Origin of the sequence: Paenibacillus sp. CR_12, from assembly GCF_041953985.1 — a bacterium.
Lineage (GTDB): Bacteria > Bacillota > Bacilli > Paenibacillales > Paenibacillaceae > Paenibacillus_AQ > Paenibacillus_AQ lautus_A.
In genome coordinates this window covers 14676-35599 of record NZ_JAVFHO010000015.1, presented here as the reverse complement: position 1 = coordinate 35599, position 20924 = coordinate 14676, and the positions used below count along the sequence as shown (strand labels likewise).

General features: G+C 53.3%; 22 protein-coding genes. 1 reads left to right on the top strand and 21 read right to left on the bottom strand.

The genetic code is table 11. The features are described from left to right. Positions 1-10: 10 nt before the first annotated feature. The 11 genes from yabQ to pth form a co-directional block, all read right to left on the bottom strand. Positions 11-580 (bottom strand): spore cortex biosynthesis protein YabQ, encoded by a 570-nt coding sequence (gene yabQ / locus RB297_RS30635; RefSeq protein ID WP_192570141.1) that lies wholly within the window; start codon positions 578-580, stop codon positions 11-13. Then, positions 577-858 (bottom strand): sporulation protein YabP, encoded by a 282-nt coding sequence (gene yabP, locus RB297_RS30630; RefSeq protein WP_009591926.1) that lies wholly within the window; start codon positions 856-858, stop codon positions 577-579. Before yabP ends, yabQ begins: the two co-directional genes overlap by 4 nt. A gap of 219 nt (positions 859-1077) precedes the next feature. Beyond that, complete coding sequence (locus RB297_RS30625; RefSeq protein WP_009591909.1) at positions 1078-1356, bottom strand: RNA-binding S4 domain-containing protein; 279 nt, start codon at positions 1354-1356, stop codon at positions 1078-1080. Continuing rightward, positions 1356-1628, bottom strand: coding sequence for an HU family DNA-binding protein (locus tag RB297_RS30620; RefSeq protein ID WP_009591918.1), 273 nt, complete (start codon positions 1626-1628; stop codon positions 1356-1358). The genes RB297_RS30625 and RB297_RS30620 overlap by 1 nt, the downstream gene beginning before the upstream one ends. A gap of 166 nt (positions 1629-1794) precedes the next feature. After that, the gene (gene yabN, locus RB297_RS30615; protein ID WP_277747443.1) at positions 1795-3312 is read right to left on the bottom strand and encodes a bifunctional methyltransferase/pyrophosphohydrolase YabN; all 1518 of its coding nucleotides are present in this window, start codon (positions 3310-3312) and stop codon (positions 1795-1797) included. Positions 3313-3406: 94 nt separating this feature from the next. Next, a complete protein-coding gene (locus RB297_RS30610; RefSeq protein ID WP_375122071.1) occupies positions 3407-5086 on the bottom strand; it encodes a putative polysaccharide biosynthesis protein in 1680 nt (559 codons plus the stop codon). Between the two features lie 197 nt (positions 5087-5283). Further along, positions 5284-5826: a stage V sporulation protein T gene (spoVT, locus tag RB297_RS30605; protein ID WP_009591908.1), complete on the bottom strand. Its 543-nt coding sequence runs from the start codon at positions 5824-5826 to the stop codon at positions 5284-5286. Between the two features lie 333 nt (positions 5827-6159). After that, the gene (locus RB297_RS30600; RefSeq protein ID WP_375122070.1) at positions 6160-7245 is read right to left on the bottom strand and encodes a peptidylprolyl isomerase; all 1086 of its coding nucleotides are present in this window, start codon (positions 7243-7245) and stop codon (positions 6160-6162) included. After that, positions 7229-10756 carry a transcription-repair coupling factor gene (gene mfd / locus RB297_RS30595; protein ID WP_213581012.1) on the bottom strand — a complete coding sequence of 1176 codons (3528 nt, stop codon included), beginning with the start codon at positions 10754-10756 and terminating at the stop codon, positions 7229-7231. Before mfd ends, RB297_RS30600 begins: the two co-directional genes overlap by 17 nt. A 185-nt stretch (positions 10757-10941) precedes the next feature. Further along, a complete protein-coding gene (locus tag RB297_RS30590) occupies positions 10942-11172 on the bottom strand; it encodes an anti-sigma-F factor Fin family protein (RefSeq protein WP_009591947.1) in 231 nt (76 codons plus the stop codon). A gap of 140 nt (positions 11173-11312) precedes the next feature. Continuing rightward, positions 11313-11876 carry an aminoacyl-tRNA hydrolase gene (pth, locus tag RB297_RS30585; RefSeq protein WP_375122084.1) on the bottom strand — a complete coding sequence of 188 codons (564 nt, stop codon included), beginning with the start codon at positions 11874-11876 and terminating at the stop codon, positions 11313-11315. Positions 11877-11983: 107 nt separating this feature from the next. On the opposite strand from pth, the gene RB297_RS30580 reads away from it, so the two are divergent. Beyond that, positions 11984-12184, top strand: coding sequence for a hypothetical protein (locus RB297_RS30580; protein ID WP_006207422.1), 201 nt, complete (start codon positions 11984-11986; stop codon positions 12182-12184). 161 nt (positions 12185-12345) lie between these two features. On the opposite strand, the gene RB297_RS30575 is transcribed toward RB297_RS30580, so the two are convergent. From RB297_RS30575 to rnmV, 10 genes are all read right to left on the bottom strand, one after another. Then, positions 12346-13299, bottom strand: coding sequence for a ribose-phosphate diphosphokinase (locus tag RB297_RS30575; RefSeq protein ID WP_006207421.1), 954 nt, complete (start codon positions 13297-13299; stop codon positions 12346-12348). Positions 13300-13382: 83 nt separating this feature from the next. Further along, a complete protein-coding gene (gene glmU / locus RB297_RS30570; protein WP_009591944.1) occupies positions 13383-14777 on the bottom strand; it encodes a bifunctional UDP-N-acetylglucosamine diphosphorylase/glucosamine-1-phosphate N-acetyltransferase GlmU in 1395 nt (464 codons plus the stop codon). 110 nt (positions 14778-14887) lie between these two features. Beyond that, positions 14888-15172 carry a septation regulator SpoVG gene (gene spoVG, locus RB297_RS30565; RefSeq protein ID WP_006207419.1) on the bottom strand — a complete coding sequence of 95 codons (285 nt, stop codon included), beginning with the start codon at positions 15170-15172 and terminating at the stop codon, positions 14888-14890. 183 nt (positions 15173-15355) lie between these two features. Then, positions 15356-16183: a pur operon repressor gene (purR, locus tag RB297_RS30560; protein WP_012818313.1), complete on the bottom strand. Its 828-nt coding sequence runs from the start codon at positions 16181-16183 to the stop codon at positions 15356-15358. 109 nt (positions 16184-16292) lie between these two features. Further along, on the bottom strand, positions 16293-17147 hold the full coding sequence (gene ispE, locus RB297_RS30555; RefSeq protein ID WP_192570145.1) for a 4-(cytidine 5'-diphospho)-2-C-methyl-D-erythritol kinase: 855 nt from the start codon (positions 17145-17147) through the stop codon (positions 16293-16295). 258 nt (positions 17148-17405) lie between these two features. Then, positions 17406-17588, bottom strand: a complete 183-nt coding sequence (locus RB297_RS30550) for a small, acid-soluble spore protein, alpha/beta type (RefSeq protein WP_009591920.1) — start codon at positions 17586-17588, stop codon at positions 17406-17408. Between the two features lie 233 nt (positions 17589-17821). Beyond that, a complete protein-coding gene (gene veg / locus RB297_RS30545; protein ID WP_006207415.1) occupies positions 17822-18097 on the bottom strand; it encodes a biofilm formation stimulator Veg in 276 nt (91 codons plus the stop codon). Positions 18098-18377: 280 nt separating this feature from the next. Continuing rightward, complete coding sequence (gene yabG / locus RB297_RS30540; RefSeq protein WP_375122083.1) at positions 18378-19280, bottom strand: sporulation peptidase YabG; 903 nt, start codon at positions 19278-19280, stop codon at positions 18378-18380. A gap of 115 nt (positions 19281-19395) precedes the next feature. After that, positions 19396-20280, bottom strand: a complete 885-nt coding sequence (gene rsmA, locus RB297_RS30535) for a 16S rRNA (adenine(1518)-N(6)/adenine(1519)-N(6))-dimethyltransferase RsmA (RefSeq protein ID WP_375122069.1) — start codon at positions 20278-20280, stop codon at positions 19396-19398. A gap of 3 nt (positions 20281-20283) precedes the next feature. Then, a complete protein-coding gene (gene rnmV, locus RB297_RS30530) occupies positions 20284-20829 on the bottom strand; it encodes a ribonuclease M5 (RefSeq protein WP_036661712.1) in 546 nt (181 codons plus the stop codon). Positions 20830-20924: the final 95 nt, after the last annotated feature.

Genomic DNA, 20924 nt, shown 5'->3' with positions numbered 1-20924 from the left:
ACCATACCTCCTAAAACCAGCGCTTCCACGCCTTGATAACCTTGTCCGCTAATTGCCTGCTCCATGCCGGCAGCCTGACCCTGGACGTGATCGGTCTCAGCGTCCATTTCAGGAGTCGCCAAAAAGGCATGAGGCATTTAAGGATTAAACGCAACAGCGACAGGAGAAACTTCCATAGAAACCTTAACAGCCCTAAGCCCAGCATCAGGATTCCTTTGATCGGATTCCATAACAGCATACGGAACAGCTTGTACAAAAAGGACAGCAAGCCTTTTGTCACTTGAATTAACATTACCACAAAACGCTGGGTTATGACACTCCATAATAAAAAATAGATCCAAACCCCTATAAATAGCCCCACAAACACATAAAAGCGTAGCTGCCCGTCATTGGTCATGTATAACATGCGAAAAATGAAGAAGGCTGCCGCAATCCAGTAAAGGAAGTCCAGGGCATGCTTGGACCATTGCGGGAAACGGAGCTGCCCTGCCAGCACCCGGTAGCTGTCGAAGGCGACTCCCATCGCTGCTCCGGAGAAGAGCATCCAGAGCAGCGTGATCCATTGTACGCTGGGATTCATTTAAAAAGCTTGCCCAGCAGACTCTTGTTCTTGGTCTGCGAACCGGGATTCAAATATATCAGGGAGTGCACCTGACCTTCAATCGACAAAAGCCCCTCTTCCAGGCTGAGATTTTTAATATGTAAATTTTGCCCCCGAATGGTCAGATGCCCAAGCTCGGTCTGAAGCAGGAATTCTTCGCTGTCAAAGCTCTCCACGTTTTGGACACCCGTAATGTCCAGCAGCTTCCGGTTCTGCATCCGCAGATCATGAAACTTGCCCTTCCCTTGGTCGATCATGGCATGTACCCCTCCTTTTAACAATAGCTTATGGGGAGGTGCCTGTCTTTAGAACCGGAAGCGGCGCACACCTTCATGAAAGATCGGAAAGCAGCCGGGATGCTACATAAACGAACGGGAGCCCGGATCTCCCGTACATATATACACGCCAGGATGAAAACAGAAACGTCCCCCCCACCTTATGGTGAGAGGGACGTTTCATGGAACGGCTCGGGCTGTTTACCAGTCCAATCCGCGATCTTTAACGATCGGTTCTTCCTTGACCAAGGTATAGAGGCTGGTCGCCTCATCTTTACGGGTTGTCTCGGTAAGACGCTCGACCCGGACGGTCACCAGCTTCTGGCCAAACTGGACGGTGATCTCATCGCCCACTTTAACCGTGCTGCTCGGCTTGGCCTCGCGGCCGTTGATCAGCACCCGGCCTTGATCCGATACATCTTTCGCTACGGTACGCCGCTTGATTAACCTCGATACTTTCAGGAATTTATCGACGCGCATTATTTTACAGCTTCTTTAAGCTTGTTGCCTGCCTTGAACGCAGGAACGTTGGATTCTGGAATTTCGATCGTGTTTCCTGTTTGCGGGTTGCGGCCTGTGCGTCCAGCGCGCTTGCGAGTTTCGAATGTACCGAAGCCGATCAATTGAACTTTATCGCCATTAGCCAAAGCTTCCGTGATTTCGCCAAGGAAGCCGTTCAGGACGTTCTCTACGTCTTTTTTAGTCAATCCACTTTTACCGGAAATGTTGTTGATCAGATCTGTTTTGTTCATGAATTAAATCCTCCCAATTATCAGAAAAATATAAGATTTACGGTTATTCGGTTATACCGCCTTGCACTCTGCAAGATTTCACCATTAATGATTATTCTGGATGCCTTGCGGAATTCCTGCCGCATATCCCTATTTTTTTATTTTTTACGTGAAAAGATGCGTTTTTTCACTCTTCGATACCGCCGTGATGCGCCGATCCCGTTTTGGCGGACTGCCACAGGGCTTCCATCTCGTCCAAGGTGCTTTCCTGCAGGGTTTTGCCCTGGGCGGCAAGCTGCTCCTCTATGTAGCTGAAGCGACGGATAAACTTCCGGTTCGTTCTCGAAAGCGCCTCTTCCGGATCCGCGCCGATGAATCTTGCCGCATTGGAAACCGCGAACAACAGGTCACCGAGCTCGAGCGCCGTTTCCTCGTCGGATTGACCCTCCGTCACCGCTTGTCGCAGTTCACCGAGCTCTTCCTCAATCTTCTGGAATACGCCGTCGATGTTATCCCAATCGAAGCCCACCTTGGACGCCTTCTTCTGGAGCTTGTACGCCTTCATCAAGGCGGGAAGGTCCCGCGGGATGCCGTCCAGCGCCGAAGCCTTCTCCGGGGAGAGCCCCTTGCGCCGTTTCTCTTCCGCCTTCATCTGCTCCCAGTTCTGCAGGGCGGATTCCGCGTCTTTGGCGCTGCTCTCGCCAAAAACATGCGGGTGACGGAAGATCAGCTTGTCATTCAGGGCTTGAATGACGTCGTACACCGTGAAGGTGCCCAGCTCTTCTTCCATCTGGGAATGCAGCATAATCTGCAGGAGCAGGTCGCCGAGTTCCTCCTGCATATGCTCGGGGTCATCCTCGTCAATCGTCTCCAATACCTCGTAGGTTTCTTCGATCAGATTTTTGCGGATGGATTCGTGGGTCTGCTCACGGTCCCACGGACAGCCTTCGGGACTGCGGAGAATGCCAACGATCTCATGAAGCCTCGCAAACGTCCGCTGCCTTAGATTACTGTCATCGCTTCGGGGTACATAGATCAGCGACAAATTGCCGTAGCCGTCGATGCGATCGAGCTCGAAGAGCGGCACTTGCTGGATCGCTTCCTCGCCCTCAACGCCCAGCGCATGGCCGACAATGACCGGATAATCGTCCGGATACAGCTCCATCAGCGCCAGTTTCACTTCCGAAGCCGTAAACATGTCATACACCTGGCCGATCAGGGTATGCAGCTGCGGCTGGATGACGCTTGCCCGAAGCTCAGCGGCATCGAGCAGCTGGAAGCCCTCAATGGGATCGAAACCAAGGCGGACGAAGGCCTCGTCCAGAAAGCTCTCGCCGCCGAGCACCGTAAGCGTCACATTCTCTCCGGGGCAGCGCTCGCGCAATAGCCGGACCGTTGCCTCCGCTACCATCGGATGCCCGGGTACCGCGTAGACGATCTCGCGCTCGTCGTCCTTCGCGGCTTTGGCCAAATTGATTAGAGCGGCCGCAATGGATTCGTACACCTCGGGAAAGGTGTCATGCGCTTCATACACATGGTCAAACGATTCCGGCTGTACCTGGAACTCTTTCAACGCAGCCATGACGGGATGGGATAATGTGCGCACATACACCTTCGATGCCCGCTGCATGGTTTTGATGATGCCTATCGTCAATCGATCCGGATTGCCAGAACCCAAGCCGACCACCGTAATGGATGCACTCATAAGCTACTTCCTTTCGTCTTCGTCCGCCTTTGTCGACGTCGTTATCGTACACTACTATATCACAGAAGATCAAACATCTGCACGTCTGCCCGGTTCAGCGCAGCACGCGCAGGGCCCGCAAGAAGGCTGCCAGCGGTCTTCCGACCTTCGGCAGCATCCGAAGCTCCTCCTCGGTGAGGAGCTTCGTGAGCGCGGCGCCGATGAGGAAGGCGCCGCAGCCGGCCGCGACGCCGCTCAGGCTCGCGACCGCGTGGGTCAGGCGGCCCGGAGCTACGCCGGCCGCCCCCAGAAGGCCGCCGGACGCGGCACCTGCGCCCCAGGCGGCCAGCGCCACCGCAGCGAGGACCGGCAGCGTCCTCGCGAGCATCCCGCCGGCGTCAAGACGGGCGCCGGCCCTTCGCGAGAGCAGCGCGAGGTTGAGCGCGGCGGCGGTCAGATGCGCTGCCACGCCGGCGATGGCCGCGCCGGTAATGCCGAACTGCGGCACCAGCAGCAGGTTGAGCAGCAGTTTCAGACCTGCCGCAGCCAGCAGGTGAATCGCCGGCCCCTTGACCATGCCGATGCCCTGGAGCAGCGCTGCCGTAATCGTGCTCAGCGTCCCCCCGGCCGCTGTAAAGGCAATCACCTGCATCGTGCCCGTACCTGCGGCATCCTCATACAGCATGATATTGATCGGCTCAGCGAGCACAGCCAGGCCTACGGAGGCCGTCATGCCGATCAGCCAGAACCAGCGAAGGGCCATGCGGCTTTGGCTTGCGACCCGGTCCGATTCTCCCTTGAACTTGGCTTCCGCCAACGCAGGGATGAACAGCACCGACAAGGAAGCGGCCAGCATCGTAACCAGCTGGACCAGCGGCAGGCCGCGGTTATAGACCCCAAACTCCGCCATGGCCAGCGATTCGCCAAGTCCGCCGGACGCCAATAGCCGGGGCACGGTGAAGGTGTCCACCAGTCCGATCAGCGGAACCGCCAGCAGACTGAGGCAGACCGGGATGCCATAAGCGAGCAGGCGGCCAAGCAGAACACCTGCTCCCTCTTTAGTTACATCGGCACGCATCTCCGTTTTGTTCATACCGGACTCTCCGAATTCGTGCCTTGCTGTTCCCCGCGAAGCGCTCCGAGATGCCCGGTTATGCTTGCGCCAGTAGATCCCCATCACCAAAAGCCCGGCGGCACCGCCGGCAGCAGATCCAAGCAGCGCCCCCGCCGCAATCACGTCGGCATCGGCGCCGACACGGATCAGGTAGAGCAGCAGCACGATCATGACCCCGACGCGGACCATCTGCTCCGTAATCTGGGAGATGGCCGTCGGCACCATATTATGCAGCCCCTGAAAGTAACCGCGCAGAACCGACATCCAGGGCACGAAGGCCAGCGCCAAAGCTCCTGCGCGGAGAGCCGGTATTACCTGGCTGCTGCCGATCCACTTCCCGATCCACGGAGCGCAGGCGTACATCAGGAAACCGAGAACCAGACCGAACAGCACCAGCGCGGCGGAGGACAAGCGCAGCAGCCGATGACCGTCCCGCGTGCGCCCTTCCGCCTCATACTCTGCCACATACTTGGATACGGCCGCGGGAAAGCCGATCGCCGCGATCGTAATGATCATCATATAGAACGGATAAACCGTGTTGTAGATGCCAAAGACGGCATCGCCGCCCATGTTTTGCAGCGGTATTTTTTGCAGCGTGCCAATCAGCTTGGACAGAATGGCGGCTGCGCTGAGGATAAACGCTCCCTGCAGCAGCCTTGCCCCGGTTTGATCTGGTTTCATATCCTCTTCCAATCCCCTAGTCTCTTCTTTCGCATCGCAAGCCGATCCTCATGCAGACGCTGCCATGCGTACCTCCATTATAACCAAGGGTGGGAGAGTGGCACAAAAATCGACCGGACAAACAAAAACTCCCGCTGCCGATTGACCCTGTGATCAACGTTCAGCGGGAGTCTCCATCCAAGGAACGATGTCCTCGTCTACTGTTCCATTTGCTTGCCGAGGAAACCTGCGGCAGTTTCAGCCATTTTCACTTCCATCTCGCCCATGTTCACGGATTCGTCCTTGTTCAGCAGCACGACGCTGCCAATCGGGTCTCCTCCTGCAATGATAGGCGCGGCGACAAAAGCGGACAACGCTTCCGGATTGTCTTTGCTGATCTCATACGTACCGTTGTTGCTTTCCAGTACCGTCTTGCGATTTTCCATGCAGTTTTCAAGAAGGTTGCCGATCGGCTTGTCCAAATACTCCTTCTTGGAGCCGCCTGCAACGGCGATAAACGTATCACGGTCCGATATGATCGTGATGTGGCCTGTACTCTCATAAAGGGACTCTGCATATTCCTTCGCAAAATCGCCCAATTCACCGATCGGTGAATATTTCTTCAGAATGACTTCGCCATCCCGGTCCACGAAGATTTCGAGCGGGTCGCCTTCGCGAATCCGCAGTGTGCGTCTAATTTCTTTTGGAATGACCACGCGCCCGAGGTCATCAATACGGCGGACGATACCAGTAGCTTTCATGTCACTTGTTGCCCCACTTTCATAAGAAGATTTTTCAACTACTGTTCCATTCGGGAAGAGGATGTCCCCAGGTATATAAGAGTTAATGTCTGACCATAGTATTCATCCATTCCCAATTCCTTATACATCATCTACCCTCTGTTGGTTGCGAAATCCAAAAATAAATCTCGTCAGGAGCGACTTCACCGCCCGGGGGGAGAAAAAATCCATAACGCGCGCATCGCACGTTATGGATTCACAGGATCACGCCATTTCATCATCACGCTGGCCGTCGATTTGGCATCACTCGCAGCACAATATCCTTGTGCCGATGCCGGTCCACGGGCCACGGGCTTATTTACCCGTATCTTCCTTGCCTGCATCCGGTGTTTGGTCGCCCTCTGCCGGTTTGTCGGTCGTGCCGTCCGTCTTCTGGTCGCCCGTGCCTTCGGCAGGCTTGTCCGCATTCTCGCTCTTCGGAAGGTTCATGCTCTCAATTAGGTTGTTGAGTTCATTCTGCATAAAGTTGTCGATCTTCGCCGAAGCCAGTTCGCTACGAATGCCTTCCTTCTGATCGGCTGGAAGCTTGTCATACGTCACTTCCTCGCGCTTCTCCACTTTCATGACATGGTAGCCGTAATCGGTTTCTACCGGATCGCTGATTTTGTTCAGTTCCAGCGTTAAGGCCTTTTCCTTAAATTGAGGCACCCAACTGCCTGCCGGCTTGTTCTCATACAGGCCTCCGCTGTCCTTGGAGCCCGGGTCCTGGGAATATTCCTTCGCCAAAGCAGCAAAATCCTCCCCTTTATTCAGCTTGGACTGTACTTCCTTGGCAATTTTGAGCGCCTCGCCCTCCGGTCTCTCCTTGCCTTCGGCATCTTGAAAAGCAATCAGGACATGACGAACGCTAATGTTGGTGTAGTCCTTCTTGTTCGCATCGAATTCCTTCTTGATATCCTCTTCGGTTACCTGATTCTTCTCATGCTCCATGACGGTCATGACGCGAAGCATATAATTCTTCAGGTCGTCCTCCGTCAATTTTTGGGATTCCAGGGCGGATTTAAACTGTTCCTCGCCCATTCCGGCTTTTTGCTGCTTTAACAAATCATCCGTTTGCTTCTCGGCAGCTTCCTTGGCTTTATCGTCAGCATTGGCGTACAGGTACTCATACGCTACCCCCTGTTTCGCCAAATACTCCTTAAATTCATCCATTTGCAAAAATTGGGCATATTCCGGGGACATGAACTGAATCATGCGCTGTTCCAGGTCAAATTCCTTCTCGGTAATTTCTCCACCCTTATATTTGACAATGACTTTGCTGTTATCTTCTTCGGCACCTTTAGTCTTGTCGTTTCCGCACGCAGCGATCATCGACATGGATAGTACAGCTGTGATCGATACAATAAACGTCTTCCATGCCTTATTATTTCTTGACGGCATTTTGTAGTTCTCCCTTCAGGTTGAATGGCCCTTTTGCAGCCTCCAGGAATTGCTCAAGCAATTCTAACAGTTGTTGATCGGATAGTCCCTTGCCTTTGATTCGAATGGCCATCGCCGGCCCTTGTTCAAATTGTACACGTCTTTCGAACTGATTTCCAATTTGCGCAAGCCCTGCGGTGTCCACCGCTTTATCTTGCCCTTCATAAAACTGCAGGAGAACGTCGTCCCCGCGCTGGGTAATGGAATCGATCCCGTACGTACGGCCATATACCTTCAAACGGGATACGGCAAGCAGGTTGCTTACCGCCAGCGGCAGCTCGCCAAAGCGGTCAAGCAGCTCGTCCTCAAGCTCAGCCGATTCGTCGATCGAGGAAACGACGGCCACTTTTTTATAAATTTCGATCTTCTGAATGCTGTCATAGATGTAATCGGACGGCAGGTAAGCGTCAATCCCCAAATCGATGGACGTGTTCCAGTCCTTCGACGGCAATGACGGCTCGCCCAGCATGCTGACTTTGCGTTTCTGAATCTCCTCTGCCAGCATCTGTGAATACAGGTCAAACCCGACCGAAGCGATGAAGCCATGCTGCTCCGCCCCGAGCAAGTTGCCCGCTCCGCGGATCGACAAGTCCCGCATCGCAATCTTGAATCCGGAGCCCAGCTCCGTAAACTCTTTAATCGACTGCAGCCGCTTCTCGGCTACTTCGGTCAGCACCTTATCCCGCTGGTACGTGAAATAGGCATACGCGATCCGGTTGGAACGTCCGACGCGCCCACGCAGCTGGTACAGCTGGGAGAGGCCCATTTTGTCGGCGTCGTGCACGATAAGCGTGTTGACATTCGGAATGTCGACACCCGTCTCGATAATGCTTGTGCTCACCAATACGTCGTATTCGCCGTCCAGGAAATCGAGAATGGTCTTCTCCAGCTCCGTTTCCGACATTTGGCCATGCCCTACGCCTACGCGGGCCTCCGGCACCAGCATCGATATCTGGGCAGCCATCTCTTGGATCCCTTGAACCCGATTGTAGAGATAGTATACCTGACCACCTCGGGCCAGCTCCCGTTCAATGGCTTCCCGCACCAAAGTCTGGCTATGCTCCACGACATACGTCTGCACCGGAAAACGGTTCTCCGGCGGCGTCTCGATCACGGACAAGTCCCGAACGCCGAGCATCGACATATGCAGCGTGCGCGGAATCGGCGTTGCCGTCAGCGTCAGCACGTCGACATTGGTCTTCAGCTTTTTCAATTTTTCCTTATGCGTAACGCCAAAGCGCTGCTCCTCATCCACGATCAGCAGCCCCAGGTCCTTGAACACAATATCCTGGGACAGGAGTCGGTGTGTGCCGATCAGAATATCGACCGAGCCCTGCTTCACTTTTTTGATCGTCTCATTCTGTTCCTTCCGGCTGCGGAAACGGCTCAGCACCTGGATATTGATCGGGTAATTGGCGAAGCGCTCCCGGAACGTCTCGTAATGCTGCTGGGCCAGAATCGTGGTCGGTACCAGCACCGCAACCTGCTTGCCTTCGATCGCCGCCTTGAATGCAGCGCGAACCGCCACTTCCGTTTTCCCGTAACCGACGTCACCGCATAAGAGCCGGTCCATCGGCCGGTTCTGCTCCATGTCTTTTTTGATTTCGGTAATGGCCCGAAGCTGATCGGGGGTTTCATCATAAGGGAACATGTCCTCGAATTCCTGCTGTTCGGACGTATCCTTCTCAAATCCGTACCCCGGCGCAGACTGACGCTCGGCATACAGCTTGATCAGATCGTCGGCGATATCCTGAACGGAGGAACGAACCTTGTTCTTGACCCGCGTCCATTCATTTCCGCCCAGCTTGTAAACCTTCGGCTCCTTATCCTCGGAACCTACATATTTCTGGATGAGATCGATCTGTTCGATCGGAACGGACAGCTTATCGCCCCCAGCATAGAGAATATGCATGTAGTCCTTATGGATTCCGTTGATTTCGAGCGTCCCGATCCCCATATATTTCCCGATGCCGTGGTTTTGATGCACTACATAATCGCCGACCTTGAGCTCCGTATAACTCTTGATGCGCTCGGCGTTGTCCATATTCTTCGTGGTTTTGCGTGTTTTTCGCTGCTTTGAGGAGAACATCTCGCTCTCCGTAATAATGGCCGCGTGAACCGAGGGCATCTCGAAGCCGTTCTGGAGATGGCCTTCCAGCATAACCGGTTCTTCGATGCCGTAGTCCTGCAGAACCCGCCGCATCCGGTCCATCCGCTCCGCATCGCCGGCAAGCATCATGACCTGGACGCCTGACTTCTTCCAGCGTTCCATCTCGGCCTTGAGCACGTTCATCTGGCCATGGAAATCCTGCATGCCGCGCGTAATGACATTGACGATATTCTGCGGCTGCATTCTCGGCACCTGGCGCAGGAAGATGGAGATCATCAGACTCTGGTAAGGATGCTGATAAATCAGCTCCTCCGTATCCAGGGACAACGGCAGATCCGGCAGCGATTTGCCGTTTTGCATCAGATGCAAATTCCATTCCGCTTCATCCCGCTCCAACTGCTTGGCTGTTTCCAGCAGACGGGCAGGCTCATCCATGATCAGAATCGTATCCTTCGGCATGTAATCGTACAAATTGGTCTTCTCCGGATACAACAAGGAGATATATTTATAGATTTCAGGGAAGTAGATCCGCTCGCGCAGCATTTCGACTTCCCGGTGTATTTCATCCCGCAGGCGGAGCTTGGCCTGACGGTCGCTCATGCGTTCAAGCTGCGCCTCCAGCAGGCGGACCACCGTATCCGCCGTGCGGCTGAGCCGCTCCGCATCCGCAATGATTTCCTTGCACGGTGTGATCATGACCTCCCGGACCTTGTCGATAGAGCGCTGATCCGTCGGATCAAAGGTTCGGATCGAGTCGATATCCTCATCAAACAGCTCGACACGGTACGCCATGGCCGTTGTCATCGGGTAGAAGTCGATGATCCCCCCGCGGACGCTCATCTCGCCGCGGCGCTCTACCCGTTCCACGCGTTCGTACCCCATCTCGATCATCCGGTTGAGGAAGGCGTCCAACACGAGGGTCCCGCCGTCGTGAAGCACGATTCGGGCATCGGACATCACCTCGGGAGCGGGGAGAAGGCGGCGCACGCCGGAAAATGGCGCAACGACAATACCCCGGAAGCCTCTTGCACAACGGACGAGCACATCGATCCGCTGCGCCAGAGTCTCGGGGCTTGAAACGGCCGACTCCGCCGCCACCAGTTCATTCGCAGGGTATAACAGCACTTGATCCGATGACAGCGCTTCCTGTAAATCATCTGCGATTTTCTGGGCTGAAAACATATTATGAGTGACCACGAGCAGCGGGCGCTGCTGGTCCTGGTGCAGGGCAGCCATTAAGATCTGCCTGGACGACCCGGAAAGACCGGAGATCAATTGCTCCCTCATGCCGGCATGAACGCCAGACGTTATGGATTTGAAGTCCGAATCCTTCGAAAATACATCAATAAGTGCTTGTAACAAAAGGGGCACCTCTCTTATGCAAAAGAAATGAATTTCCTAGACTCTATTTCTCATGGAATTTTAGACGATTGCCGAAAAATTATAACCGAAAAGAAGCCTTGAGCAAAACTGCCAAGGCTAAAGCAGCGGCAGGCTCTGCCGCTGTATGTCGTCTACGAAAAAACGTCGTGTACCCCATTATACTCTCATTGCAGGGGGTTTGCCAAAAGGCTGAGTTCCGGATGGGCCTCGAGCGCTTCCCTGCAATGATCGCAGGTTACCCGAACCATCACTTCTCCGTTAAAATCATACGCTATTATATCCCTGCGTTCCTCAGGGGTCAAGGAATCAAATCCGAGACGGGCTTCGGATACATCATGGGAATCGATGCGGCCCTGGAACGCTCGACAATGTCTGCAAACATAGGTTATCGCCATCATATGCCTCCTGAAGGTCGTATATTACCTTCAGTATGTCCGGATTTCCCTTGTTTAAGACCCGGATGTCCCCATTATCGAATGCCTCGGAGTCATCTTACCGGGATACTTCATCTATGTTCCTCATCTATGTTGCTCTTCTACGACTTGTTAAACTTCGCCATAGTCTGCTCAAAGGTATGACCCAAACTGAATTCCAGTGCGTCACAGGTCTCTTCCACCATGTGCTGCAGCTGTTCGCGCTCCTTCTTCGGGAACGTCCCGAGCACGTAGTCGACAATCGCATAACCCGGCTCGGGTCTCGAAATGCCCATTCGGACCCGGTTGAAGCTCTGGGTCCCGATATGCTGAATGATGGACTTGATACCGTTATGTCCTCCGGCGCTGCCCTGATACCGCAGGCGGATTTTACCGACGACGGTATCCAAATCATCATAAACCACAATCATGTCTTCCAGGCTCACCTTATAATAATCCATATAAGCACGCACAGCCTCGCCCGAGAGATTCATGAACGTCATCGGTTTGATCAGGACGGTTTTGGTGCCGCCAATCATTCCTTCGGCGATGACCGATTTGCATTTATTCTGATTGAACTTCAGGCCATGGCGCTCTGCGAGGGCATCCAATGCCATGAATCCAACATTGTGGCGTGTCTTCTCATAATTGGGACCGGGGTTGCCCAGTCCGACAATCCATTTCATCACAGGTTGATTCCTTTCACGATTTATACTTTCTTCTTTGCGCATTTCTGAGTACAATATGAACAAAACCTATTGGCGTTATGCCCTCATAAGAAGGTGAATCGGCATTGAAAGCTTTCGAACAGAAATTAACGCATCACAGCCATTTTCAATACCATATGAAGCATGGCATCCCTGTTCAGGTCTATGAACTCGGTTGTCACATCGACGTGGGTCTGATCACTGCGGTCGACGCCTATTTTGTCGAGCTTGAGGGAACGCTGTACAACCGGAGTACGTTCACTTTCATCTCCAGGCCCGGATACTGACAGGGGATGGACGTCGCCCTGTTATTGGCAGGTCATGATTTTGAAAACGTTTTCTTGGTGGCTGTCCATCTGCATCTGCTCAAAGGCCGTAATGCCGTCATAGCCGACAAGGGCTACATTTCCCTCATGAGGAGATGTAACCCTGCCTTTTACACGGTTTATTATTCTATTTCAAACAACTTGCTGATCGACAATTCCTCGTGAACCCGGATGATGGCTTCACCCATCAACGGAGCAACCGACAGTACCGTCAGTTTGCTGCTAGGGTTCGGATTGGTGATCGGAATCGTATCCGTTACGACAACTTCCTTCAGCGGGGAGTTTTCCAGACGCTCATGGGCAGGGCCCGAGAGAACCGGATGCGTACAGCACGCATAGACTTCCTTCACGCCGCCTTCCATCAACGCATTGGCACCCAGCACAATCGTTCCGGCGGTATCGATGATGTCATCGATCAAAATGGCGGTCTTGCCTTCGATATTCCCGATAATGTTCATGACTTCACTGACATTCGGCTCCGGCCGGCGTTTATCGATAATCGCCAGCGGGGCATTCAGGAAATCAGCAAGCTTTCTCGCGCGAACCACGCCGCCGTGATCCGGAGATACAACGACCGGGTTCTCGATCTGCTTCGAACGGAAATATTGGGCAAGGATCGGCACGCCAAGCAAATGATCCACCGGAATATCGAAAAATCCTTGAATCTGCATCGCATGCAGGTCCATCGTAATGACGCGATGAGCCCCTGCCTTTTCGATCAGGTTGGCAACCAGCTTAGCGGTGATCGGATCCCGCGAACGCGCTTTACGGTCTTGACGGGCATATCCGTAATACGGAATAACCACGTTGATGCTCTTCGCGGATGCCCGCTTGAGCGCATCCACCATAACCAGCAGCTCCATCAGGTTATCATTCACCGGCAAGCAAGTGGACTGCACAATATAGACATGACAACCCCGTACGCTCTCGGAGAGCTTAACTTGAATCTCGCCGTCACTGAAGCTGGTTGTATGCGACTCTCCCATCGGAATGCCGATATAATCAGCGATTTGATGGGCAAGTTTAGGATTGGAATTACACGTGAATATTTTTAATTTAGAATCAAGATAAGTCATAGAATAAAAACCCTCCGTGCTGGTTCGTTGAATTAGGCTATCCGATCACCGCTTCTTATCTTGGAAAAGAGAAGCAGGGATAATTACGATTTCTTGTTCTTCTTGGCGATGGCGCGTGCCCGGATCTTCTCTGCGTACCCTGGCTTGTTCTCCTGACGCTGTCTGGCGATGGCCAGATCATTGTCCGAGACGGAATGCGTAATGGTCGAGCCTGCAACAACGAATGCGCCCTTGCCCACCTTCACCGGTGCAATCAAATTCACGTTGCTGCCGATAAATGCATCATCTTCAATCTCGGTAATGGACTTATTATAACCATCATAGTTGACTGTAATCGCACCGCAGCCGATATTGACGTTTTTGCCGACTTTGGCATCGCCAACATAACTGAGATGGGATACCTTAGAGCCGTCGTCAATCGTCGCGTTCTTCACTTCGACGAAGTCGCCCACCTTCACGTCAGCTCCGAGTTTTGCCCCCGGACGGAGATAAGCAAAAGGCCCTACCGAGGTTCGGGAGCCGACTTCAGCGCTGCTGAGCACCGAATGTTTGACGCTGGCACCATCCGCGATAACGGAGTCCTCGATGTCGGTGTCCGGCCCGATGACGCAGTCTTCGCCGATTACCGTGTTCCCTTTCAGAACGGTACCGGGATAAAGCACGGTATCCGAACCAATCTGAACGTCGGCTCCGATATACGTAGAAGCCGGGTCAATGATGGTAACACCGTTCAACATGTGCGAGCGGTTGATGCGCTCTCTCATGAAGCCTTCGGCTTCCGACAACGCCAGACGGTCGTTGACGCCAATCGATTCGGCGTAGTCATCCGTCTGATAAGCAAGCACGGTCTCGCCGGCTTGTTTCAGGATGCCGATGCAATCGGTCAAGTAATATTCCTGCTGCGCATTCTGGTTGGTTACGTTATCCAGTGCAGCAAATAGCTTTTTATTGTCAAAGCAATAGGTACCGGTATTAATTTCAGTGACGGCGTCCTCTTCCGGACTGCAATCTTTCTGTTCGACGATCCGAAGCGCGCTTCCATCCTCGCCTCGAATGACCCGGCCGTAGCCTTTCGGGTTATCCATATGCGCGGTGAGCACCGTGGCGGCCGCGTTGCTGCTTTCATGAAGCTTCAGAAGATTCTCCAGCGTCTCAGACGTCACCAGCGGAGTGTCCCCGCAAATGACGATCGTGGATCCCTCTTCACCGCCAAGCAGTTCCTTGGCTTGCTTCACGGCGTGACCCGTTCCGAGCTGCTGCTCCTGCAGAACATACTCGGCTGCGTCTTGCAGATAGGTGCGAACCGCTTCCGCGCCGTGGCCAACGACCACAACACTGCGTTCGCAGTTCACCTGCTGTACCGTTTGGACCACATGTCCGACCATCGGCTTGCCACAAACAGGATGCAGCACTTTATATAGTTTGGATTTCATACGTTTGCCCTGCCCAGCGGCGAGCACAATAGCAAATCTTTTCAAGGGCCATGCCTCCTCCTCTTGAACTCACTACTGAATATATATCATTCTACAAAAAAAGAAAAGAGAGCCATAGGTATGGCTCTCTTTTCCTTGAACCCCAATTATAAAACTTAAGCGCCTTCTTCAATCACTTCTTCTTCAGTAGCCGCTCGCTCATACTCGGCCAATACAGCCGATTGAATCTTCTCGCGGGTACCGGAAGAAATGGGATGGGCAATGTCGCGGAACTCTCCGTCAGGAGTGCGTTTGCTCGGCATTGCAACAAACATTCCATTGTTTCCGTCGATGACGCGAATGTCGTGAACGACAAATTCATTATCGATGGTAATGGATGCGATTGCCTTCATTCTCCCCTCAGAGTTAACACGGCGGAGTCTGACATCCGTAATTTGCATATGTGTTCACCACCTTTTTCCATCAGAGACTTGGTGTATAATTCCACACAGCAAACCCGAAATCCTTCTTTTTTCTACTACAAAATGTCCTAAAAACAGGAATTTTTTTTAGAATGTGATATTTTCGACAGACTTCGTGCCGATTCGAATGAAAACGCTATTATATCGACAAAAACCGCGTGCCTAGTTTTCGAAATAATTACCAGGTTTGACGGTAATTCTCTTGGTTTTGGAGTCTACGTCGCTCAAAACCGCGAGTGAGATATAGTCCTCCAGGAGTCTTTCCTCGGTTTCTACCGATCCCGATTCCACGAGGACCCCGACGCCTGCGACTTCGGCATTAAATTCACCCAGCAGATCGACCATCCCCTGAATGGTGCCTCCTGCCTTCATGAAATCGTCCACGATCAGCACCCGGGAGCGTTCCTTGAGCGCCCGGCGGGATAAAGACATCGTATGGATGCTCTTGTGCGAGCCCGACACATAATTGATGCTTACGGCCGACCCCTCCGTCACTTGATGGTCCCGGCGAACTAGTACGACCGGCAGGTTCAATTGCGCCGCCGTCGCATAGGCCAACGGAATTCCTTTGGTCTCCACGGTCATGACCACATCGATCTCCCGGTCGGAGAATGCCGTCGCAATGATCTTGCCCGCTTCGTTCATGAGTGTAGGTTGTCCGAGCAGATCGGACATGTACAGGTAGCCGCCCGGCAGAATCCGATCCGATTGCTGAAGCTGCTGGCACAGCTCCTCCGCAAAGCGCAGGGCATGGTCTCTGCGCAGCTTCGGAATGTACCTTACCCCTCCGGCCGCGCCGGCCAGCGTCTGAAGCTCTCCGAGCCCCTCGCTCTCAAATACGTCCTTAATGATCGCCAAATCCTCGCTAATGGACGACTTGGCTGCTCCATATCGCTCGGCGAACGTTGTCAGCGGAATCAGCGTATGCGGTTTGGATAGTAAATATTGGGTCATATCGACCAATCGTTCGCTTCGTTTTAATTTTTTCACCTAGGGTTCCTCGCTAAATCCGAATATTATATGTTAAATATAACACTTTTGTACGTATTTATACAACTTTGATTGCAATTCGCCCCCGAATTGTCAATTCCAACCGTTTCTAAGTGAGCAGGCGAACGGCATACACTTCCTTGCAGAAGCCCCGAAGGCCATTGTAAATCCGGGCCACCTTGGATTCCTTGGAGACCAGCCCGAAGACGGTAGGACCGCTGCCGGACATCAGTGCGCCGTCAGCGCCCAATTTCAGCATACCTTCCTTCAGCTGCTGAACTTCCGGGTGCATCTTCAAGGTGACTTCTTCCAGCACGTTGCCCAGCGACTGGCACATCTGCTGGAAGCTGCCCTGCGCCAGCGCGTCCACCATCCGCTCAGCCGAGGGATGGGACTGAATTTGCTCGCTGCGCAAGCGGCCATACACCTCCGCCGTCGACACATTGATCGGCGGCTTCGCCACGATCACCCAGCATTGCGGCGGATTCTGGATCGGCGTGAGGACTTCGCCGCGCCCCGTAGCCAATGCCGTGCCGCCAGTCACGCAGAACGGCACATCGGAGCCGAGCTCGGCACCGAGCGCGAGCAGCTCCTGCTGGGGGATGCCGAGCCCCCAGAGGCGGTTCAAGCCGCGCAGCGTTGCCGCCGCATCGCTGCTGCCTCCTGCGAGTCCCGCGGCAACGGGAATTTTTTTGTCCAGGTGGATATGTACACCCTTCTTCACGTCGTAGCGCTCTTTGATTAGTCTTGCTGCCTGAAAGGCCAAATTCTTCTCGTCCAGCGGTATGTATCCTGCCTGCGAGGTGATGATGATGGTGTCCCGCTTCTGTTCGGACATTTCGAGCCGATCGGCGAGGTCGATCATCGTCATGACCATCTCTACCTCATGAAAGCCGTCAGGACGTTTATGGAGTACATCCAGCATCAAATTGATTTTGGCCGGTGCTTTTTCGTATATTTTCAAGAACGTTCACCTATCCTTAGCTTTTCCCATATGCTTGAACTTAACATATTCGAGGAAAAACATCTAATGCCTCTATATTATCAAACTCAGGCTTTGAAGTCATGGGACCGTTTGATGACGTTTACGATGCACCGGCTTTAAGAAAAACGCCTATCGACGCGCATAACGTAAGCTGTTCCTGCGAGTCAGGAAGCTAAAGATGAAACAAACAGGGCCTTCCGCTTAATCGGAAGACCCTGCTGCGATGCGGCCATACTCTTACAGGTCGGATTTGCGGGCTGCCCGCTCGGCGAGCTCAATCGCCCGTTTTACCATGTTGCCGGCATCCTTGGCCTTAATGCCTCCCCAGCCCTCTTTTTCCACGGTGTCGTAGAATCCCAATTCTTTAGCCAATTCGGTCTTCAATTGATCGGACATGATGCTTCGTCTTCTTCTGCTCATCAATCCCGCCTCCTTGGAAAATGTATTGAGTATGGCATGAACAGCATCCTGCGCGACGCAGCGGCCTTCCATGGGCCTTACGCATGCTTAAGTCTCCGTCACCGCGTATAGAACGGCTGGGATAAGCTTCGCGCAGCTTTAGTATGCGTTCAACCCGTCCTTGTCATCCCTCCGGAAGGATGGCAACAAAAAACAGCCTCCCTGTAAGCGGAGACTGCTCTCATGACGTATCGTTATGACTTGATATAGGTGATTCGCATCTCGTTGTCGTCACCGGTGACCATGATCTCCACGGTTTCGGTCAAAATATCCGCATAACTGTAAGACACACGTTTAAAAGTTTGCTGGTCTTGGTCCAGCTTCACAATGAAAACAGAAGGGTACGTTTCTTCCAAAACACCAGTACGCTCGACGGTCTTCCGACGGCCACCGTTTGCCCGAAGCGTAATTTTTTGCCCTAAATGGGCATCGAGACTGCGTTTGATTTCCAACAGCGCATTTTTAGCCATTGTCGACGACCACCTCTTTCCTTGTCCATTATACCGAAGATTACATCATTTGTCAATTCAAAAACATTAATTATATCAGCATCAAAAATATATTGTCAATGTATTTTTTTTGACCCTGCCATTCTCGCGCTCATTTGCTTTAATATGTGCTAAATTGACAAGCTTTATGTATTTTTTTTGACAACTTTCTTAACGAAAAATAAAAAAACCCCAGCGAGTGGGGTTCTTCTTGGTTCATTTTCCAGCGGTTATTGGACCTCTGATCGAACGGATTAGGCGCCTAACTGACTGAAGGCGTAACCTTCAAGGTGGACAAATCCTGCAGCTTGGGCAGACCGATCCGGTAGCTGCCTCTCGTCTCAATTCCGCCTACGCCCTGGCTGCCGCTGATCGTATGATGGACCACGTCATGGATGTTCACGGTATCCCGGACCGACGTATAGGCCGCTTTAGCGGCGACGTAAACGGGATCCAGCGCATGGATGAGGATTCGCCCCGGCGAGCTGGCAAAATTGGCTCCAGCCTGCAGCAGCGCCTCAAAATGCGATTGGCACGCTCCGGCCACGATGACCAGGGAATCCAGGTTCCGCTCATATTGACGCGCCACCTGAATCGCCGTGACGAAGTTGTGGGAATTCTTATAGCTGTCCAGGCTATATAAATCGTATGGCTGACGTCTCTTCAGAACCCCATCATGTCCCGTGATCACAACGATATCAGGTCTTACCCGCGGAAGAAGACGATATAATGAATCGGCCATCCCCGACTCATTGATATAATGGCCTTCCGCTGGGACCCGAAGCTGGTTGTACAAGGTCATGCTCTTCTTCAGATATTGGGGATCTCCATCCAAATGCAGCACCTTGCCCGGCACGTCAAAGTATCCTTTATCCGCAAGCTGGCCGCCGTCAGTATGCCGCAGGCTGGCCAGTTGACGCTCGCTCTGCTCCTGTCTTTGCTTCTGCAGGCGGTCCAGCGATTCATTGGCTTTGATCTGCGCCTGCTTTGTTCGTTCGCTTAAGGTGGGATGCGGGACCGTAACCAGATCATCAACGGGAGCATCGGCCAGTAACCGGAATTCCGTCCCTTTGATGACGATATTGTTATTTTGCCGCATGCCTTCTACCCGGAACGTTACATCGCCGCCGTAGGATTTACGAACGACCAAGTCTCCCAAGTTCATCACAACATCACCCCTACCCTATGGTATGGGCTACTGTGACTATTGGTTCTTGTTCAGCGCCAATTTATCGCGCGGAGGCCATCCGTAAGCTCCAGAGACTCCCTGAACGGCTGCGTCAACGGATATTGGCGCCGAACAGCACGTTGCTAAGCCGCGCATACTCCTCAATGCTAAGCGTCTCCCCGCGCCGTGAAGGGTCGATCCCTGCTTCCTGCAGCAGCTGCTCCAGCCGTTCACGTCCCTCACCCGGGAAGAACCGGCTCTTCAAATTGTTGGCAATCGTCTTCCGTCGCTGTGCAAATGAAGCCTGGACCACCTCGAAGAAGAATCGTTCATCTTCCACGCGGACGGGCGGCTGTTCCCGGACCGCCAGGCGAATCACGGCCGACTCGACGTTCGGCTGCGGAATGAACACCGTGTGCGGCACGATGCAGACCAGCTTAGGCTCGCTGTAGTATTGAACGGCAATGCTGAGACTTCCGTAATCCTTGCTTCCCGGTGCAGCGGCCATCCGTTCGGCCACTTCCTTCTGAATCATCACCACGATGTTCTCCAGCGGCAGCTTCTCCTCCAGCAGCTTCATGAGAATCGGCGTCGTCACGTAATACGGCAGATTGGCAACCACGCTTACCTTCGATACGTCCGCGAAATCCTGACGGAACAGCTCATGAAGATCCACCTTCAGCACATCCCCATGATGAACCCTCACGTTCCCGTAGGGCTCCAGGACTTCCCTTAGGATGGGAATCAGGCGCTGATCGATTTCGACCGCGGTGACGGTTCCTGCCGTCTGTGCCAGCTTCTCCGTCAGTGCACCGATGCCAGGTCCGATCTCGAGCGCGCCTTTATCTTCATCCAGTCCTGCAGCTTCCACGATTTTATACAAAATATTCTGATCGATGAGAAAGTTCTGGCCCAGACTCTTCTTGAAGGAGAATCCATGGCGCGAGATGATCTCCTTCGTCCGTCTTGGTGTTGATATATCCTCGATCCGACTCATTAGCTAAACGCCCCCTTCTTCCAGCTGTGCAAGTGCTGCCAGAAATTCTTCCCGCGATATTTGAAACATGGCCAATCGTTTATGGAACTGCTTGCTGTTGCAGTATCCGATGCCCAGCAGATTACCCATCGCCATCCGTCTTGCCGCAGCCTCCGGGTGAGCCGATAATCCTGCCTCCAGCATATCCTCCAAACTGATCAGGCTCTCTCCACCCTCAAAAGACGTGTGAACCCGCTCCAGCGCCCGCCGGATCGCCTCTGGCGAGGCATTCTCCACGCCGATATCCCCTTTCCGGGTAGCATCCGCTTCCGGAATGAAGGCGTGCTTGCAGCCGGGTACGCCCTGATCCACGATTTTGCGGATTCGTTCACCCGCATGGTCAGGATCCGTCAATATGATAACGCCTCTGCGCTCCTGGGCAAGCGCTATGCGCTTCAGGATTTGTTTGTTGATCGCTGAACCGCCGGTTTCGATCGTGTCGGCTTCTACGGCCCGTTTAATGGCAACGGTATCGTCCCTGCCTTCCACGACAATCACTTCTTTAATCATGCGTTCGTTCTCTTCCTTCCCAAGCAGAGCAGGCCTGTACAATGTTAAGGCTCAACCCGTTTAGCCTTGATTACTCCGGTCTTAACAAAACAAAA

Bases quoted from the DNA above. Each gene is read 5' to 3' on its own strand.
- rnmV (WP_036661712.1), bottom strand. From the start codon at position 20,829: ATGATTAAAGAAGTGATTGTCGTGGAAGGCAGGGACGATACCGTTGCC.
- yabQ (WP_192570141.1), bottom strand. From the start codon at position 580: ATGAATCCCAGCGTACAATGGATCACGCTGCTCTGGATGCTCTTCTCC.
- RB297_RS30600 (WP_375122070.1), bottom strand. From the start codon at position 7,245: ATGCCGTCAAGAAATAATAAGGCATGGAAGACGTTTATTGTATCGATC.
- RB297_RS30575 (WP_006207421.1), bottom strand. From the start codon at position 13,299: ATGACTTATCTTGATTCTAAATTAAAAATATTCACGTGTAATTCCAAT.
- spoVG (WP_006207419.1), bottom strand. From the start codon at position 15,172: ATGCAAATTACGGATGTCAGACTCCGCCGTGTTAACTCTGAGGGGAGA.
- RB297_RS30590 (WP_009591947.1), bottom strand. From the start codon at position 11,172: ATGGCGATAACCTATGTTTGCAGACATTGTCGAGCGTTCCAGGGCCGC.
- yabG (WP_375122083.1), bottom strand. From the start codon at position 19,280: ATGAACTTGGGAGACTTGGTCGTTCGTAAATCCTACGGCGGCGATGTA.
- RB297_RS30610 (WP_375122071.1), bottom strand. From the start codon at position 5,086: ATGAAACCAGATCAAACCGGGGCAAGGCTGCTGCAGGGAGCGTTTATC.
- RB297_RS30620 (WP_009591918.1), bottom strand. From the start codon at position 1,628: ATGAACAAAACAGATCTGATCAACAACATTTCCGGTAAAAGTGGATTG.
- veg (WP_006207415.1), bottom strand. From the start codon at position 18,097: ATGGCTAAAAATGCGCTGTTGGAAATCAAACGCAGTCTCGATGCCCAT.
- RB297_RS30550 (WP_009591920.1), bottom strand. From the start codon at position 17,588: ATGAGCAGAAGAAGACGAAGCATCATGTCCGATCAATTGAAGACCGAA.
- yabN (WP_277747443.1), bottom strand. From the start codon at position 3,312: ATGAGTGCATCCATTACGGTGGTCGGCTTGGGTTCTGGCAATCCGGAT.
- pth (WP_375122084.1), bottom strand. From the start codon at position 11,876: ATGAAATGGATTGTCGGACTGGGCAACCCCGGTCCCAATTATGAGAAG.
- RB297_RS30625 (WP_009591909.1), bottom strand. From the start codon at position 1,356: ATGCGCGTCGATAAATTCCTGAAAGTATCGAGGTTAATCAAGCGGCGT.
- rsmA (WP_375122069.1), bottom strand. From the start codon at position 20,280: ATGAGTCGGATCGAGGATATATCAACACCAAGACGGACGAAGGAGATC.
- spoVT (WP_009591908.1), bottom strand. From the start codon at position 5,826: ATGAAAGCTACTGGTATCGTCCGCCGTATTGATGACCTCGGGCGCGTG.
- yabP (WP_009591926.1), bottom strand. From the start codon at position 858: ATGATCGACCAAGGGAAGGGCAAGTTTCATGATCTGCGGATGCAGAAC.